4 protein-coding genes are annotated in these 3,490 nt (G+C 59.4%); 2 read left to right on the top strand and 2 right to left on the bottom strand.

Annotation, left to right across the window (positions count from 1 at the left end; genetic code table 11):
• On the bottom strand, window positions 1-580 hold a 580-nt coding region (locus ACFE0K_RS15080), incomplete at its 3' end, for an acyl-CoA dehydrogenase family protein (protein WP_434536843.1).
• A 9-nt stretch (window positions 581-589) separates the two neighbouring features.
• On the bottom strand, window positions 590-1,684 hold the full coding sequence (locus ACFE0K_RS15075) for an acyl-CoA dehydrogenase family protein (RefSeq protein ID WP_434536842.1): 1,095 nt from the start codon (window positions 1,682-1,684) through the stop codon (window positions 590-592).
• 172 nt (window positions 1,685-1,856) lie between these two features.
• Between ACFE0K_RS15075 and ACFE0K_RS15070 the strand changes: the two genes are divergently transcribed.
• The gene (locus ACFE0K_RS15070; protein WP_434536841.1) at window positions 1,857-2,951 is read left to right on the top strand and encodes a GGDEF domain-containing protein; all 1,095 of its coding nucleotides are present in this window, start codon (window positions 1,857-1,859) and stop codon (window positions 2,949-2,951) included.
• 54 nt (window positions 2,952-3,005) lie between these two features.
• A partial coding sequence (locus ACFE0K_RS15065) for a YecA family protein (protein WP_434536840.1) occupies window positions 3,006-3,490 on the top strand: 485 nt, incomplete at its 3' end.

Below are 3,490 nucleotides of genomic sequence, written 5' to 3'. Positions count from 1 at the left end.
GTTGCAGGCCGGGGTTATCGCGGTGAACGATAAAGGATTTGATTGCCGCGTTACCCAGCGACTTTCCCAGGGTCGCCCAGACCACCACTGCATCGCAGCGCTGGCCGGCGGTGCAGTAGATCTTCTCGCCGTTGAGCACCCACTCATCGCCGTCCATTTCGGCCGAGGTGCTGACGGCGGCAGAATCGGAACCGGCACCCGGCTCGGTGATCGCCATGGCACAGTAGAGCTTGCCGTATTTCTCTTTCTGCTCCGGGGTGCCCACAGCCATGACGGCCGCATTGCCCAGCCCGGAGCCGGGGATGGACAGCATCAGGCCCACATCCCCCCAGCACATGGCCTCCACCGCCAGGATGCCGGTCATGTTACTGCCATTCTTTATCTCGTCACTGGCACCTTTTTTTCCGCCACCGCGTGGCATGGCTGCCATCATCTGCGCCACCGGCTTCAACTCTTCCGGGGTATCACAGTGTTCGATGGCGTCGTATTTGCGGGCAATGGGGCGAAACACCCCCGCCGCCAGTTGCTGGGCCATCTGCTGGACCTGTTCGAGCTTGGCCGGGATTTCCAGGTTGATCATGTCTCTCTCCTATACCATCAGGCTGCCGTGCAAGACGGCCATGCTGCGCAGGTTGCGGTACCACATTTCCAGCGGGTAATCGCGCACAAAGCCGGCGCCACCAAACAGCTGGATACCGTTGGTGCCGATCTCCATGGCTTTTTCCATGCACTGCAACTGGGCCAGATAGGCGTCCTTGTTGAAATCCAGGCCCTGCTCCGCGCGACTGGCGGCGCGCAGCATCATCAGCCGCATGCCTTCAATTTCGATACCCATGTTGGCCACCATGAAGGCCACGGACTGACGCCAGGCAATAGGCTCCCCGAACGCCTTGCGCTCTTTCACATAGGGAATGCTGTATTCCATCACCGCCTGACAGCAGCCCACCGCCAGAGCGCATTGGCCAATGCGGCTCAAGCCCAGCAGACGATTCAGGTCGAAGCGCGGCAACCGATCACGGGCCGGGACGGCCACGTTTTCTAGGGTCAGCGTGGCCATGTTGGCACTGCGCAACCCCATGTACGGCTCGGACTCAATGGTCAGCCCTTCCGCCTCCGCCGGCACCACAAACCCCGCCACTTCGCCATCGATAGCGGCCACCACCACAAACCACTCACATTGCGCAGCCATGGGGACCAGACTTTTCACGCCGTTGAGGGTGTAGAGGCCGCCGTCTTCGCTGGCTATGGTGGCCGGCGCAGCCGGCTCGAAGGTGGCACGGGGCTCGTTGACCGCCAGCGCTGCACCGGTAAAGGTCTCCGCCGCCAAGGCGGGTAGCCAGCGTTCCTGTTGCTGCTCGTCACCGAAATCCATCAGTGCATTCACCGCCGCCATGGGTTGCAGGGCGGCCAGGGCATGGGACATGTCACCCTGGGCCAGATCCTCCACGGCCAGGGCATTGGATAACGGCGAACGGGGCATGGCCACGCCACCCAGCGCTTCCGGCATGGGCATCAATGCCAGACCAAAACCGCTAATGGCATCCAGTAGTGCCGGGTTGGCCGTCGCCGCGTCATCAGCAGCTCGAGCCTGGGGTGACAGGGAGTCGCGGGCAAGACGTCGCATGCTCTCGCGGGTAATGCGCTGCTCTTCAGTGAGCGTGAGATCAAACAGGGGGGTCGACATGATCGGGCCTCAGGAGGTCGAATTAACACAACCAATCAAACGATTGTTTCACTCGGGACAGTTTGTCAGCCCCTGTCTACCCCTCACAATGACATCCTTGTGACCTCGAATGAGAAAAACGGTAAAGTTGACCAAAAAGCCAGCTGGCCACCAACAGGACCCTATTACTTACGTGTTTAACCTGATTCCCGCCGAACCGCCGGAGCGAGCCATCCGCCTCCGCCGCCAGATCATGGCTGTTTATTCCTATTGCCTGCTATGGGTGGGCACTATCCTCGGCGTCGAGCTCAGCGCCTTTGCGCCGGATACCCCGCACCTGATGATTTTTTCGGTGCTATTTGCCATCAACCTGGTGTTCTTTCTGCTCATCCGCAGTGGTCTCAGCGAACGCCTCGGCGACCCCAGCCTGACCATTTTGCAGATGGCCACCGGCATCATCCTGACCACGGTGATTCTGCATTATACCCGCGAGCTGCGTGGCGCCATGCTGAGCATCTACTTTATGGTGATGACGTTCGGCATCTTTGCCCTGGACCGGCGCCGGCAAATGGCCATGGCCGGCTTTACCCTTTTCTGCTTCACCACGTTGCAGGTGTATGAGTGGCTGGAAACACCCCAACAGGCGATCTTTTCGTTTCTGATCGGGCACTGGATCATTCTTGCCCTGATCCTCTGCTGGTTTATCTATATGGGCGGTTACATTCACAACCTGCAGAACCGGGTCAGGGATCAACGTGAAAACCTGCGTGATGCCCACTCTCGCCTGGAGGCCATTGCCGTGCGCGATGATCTCACCGGGTTGTATAATCGCCGCCATTTTCTCGAGCGGCTGGAAGAGGAGCTCTCCCTCGCCAACCGCAACCATACCCCCTTGTATCTGGCGATTATCGATCTGGATCATTTCAAACGGGTCAACGATAACTACGGTCATCACAGTGGCGACGAAGTCCTCAGTCGTTTTGCCCGCATTGCCAGCCAGGGCCTGCGCAAATCGGACCTGCTCGCCCGCTACGGCGGTGAGGAGTTTGTGGTGCTGTTTCCCCATGCCACGGAAGCCGCCAGCGAAGCCGCCCTTGAACGCCTGCGCAGTGGTTTCGCCGAACAGGCTTATTCCTTTGCCAGTGATCTCAAAACCACTTTCTCTGCCGGCCTGACCGCCTTCCAGCCCGGGGAAACAGCTGACCAGTTGATCAAACGGGCTGACAGCGCACTCTATGAAGCCAAATCCCGAGGCCGGAACCAGGTTGTCCAGCTGCCGTTGAGCTGAATACCTGGAGACCGCCGATAACTCCCGGTATGCTTGCCGGCAGCGGAGGACTCCATGTCAGACATTACCAATCCCAGCCTGAAAAACACCGTTCGCCAATACTTCCAGGACCTTGGCGAAGACGCCCCTACCTGGACGGAAATTCATGGCATGCTCTGTGCCCTGGCCGTAGGGCCAGAGGTGGAAACGGTGGACTATAGCGAAGAGCTGGAAATGCCGGTTCCCGAGGAAGTCAGTGATGCCCTCAACCGGCTGCGCGAACGTCTGGTGACCCAGTTACTCGGTGGCGACGCCATCAACCTGCCCTGCCTGCTTGACCCTTACCAGGAAGATGACGGCCAGGATCTGGCGAGCTGGTGTGCCGGTTTCATGACCGGCGTCTTCGTGGCTGAAGAAAACTGGTATCAGGATGATGAAGAGCAGATGGCGCAACGGTTGCTACACGTCATCCTTATGTTCTGGGAGGATGCTGCCGAAGCCCTTGACACGACCGTGGACAACAGCCAGGGGGAACGGCAAATGGACCTTAGAATTCCGGA

Source organism: Alcanivorax sp. (assembly GCF_051117345.1).
GTDB lineage: Bacteria > Pseudomonadota > Gammaproteobacteria > Pseudomonadales > Alcanivoracaceae > Alcanivorax.
The sequence above is the reverse complement of the archived record's forward strand: the minus strand, read 5'-3'. Positions and strand labels throughout refer to the sequence as shown.

Excerpts from the sequence above, each read along its gene's own strand:
- ACFE0K_RS15075 (WP_434536842.1), bottom strand. The coding sequence starts at position 1,684 with ATGTCGACCCCCCTGTTTGATCTCACGCTCACTGAAGAGCAGCGCATT.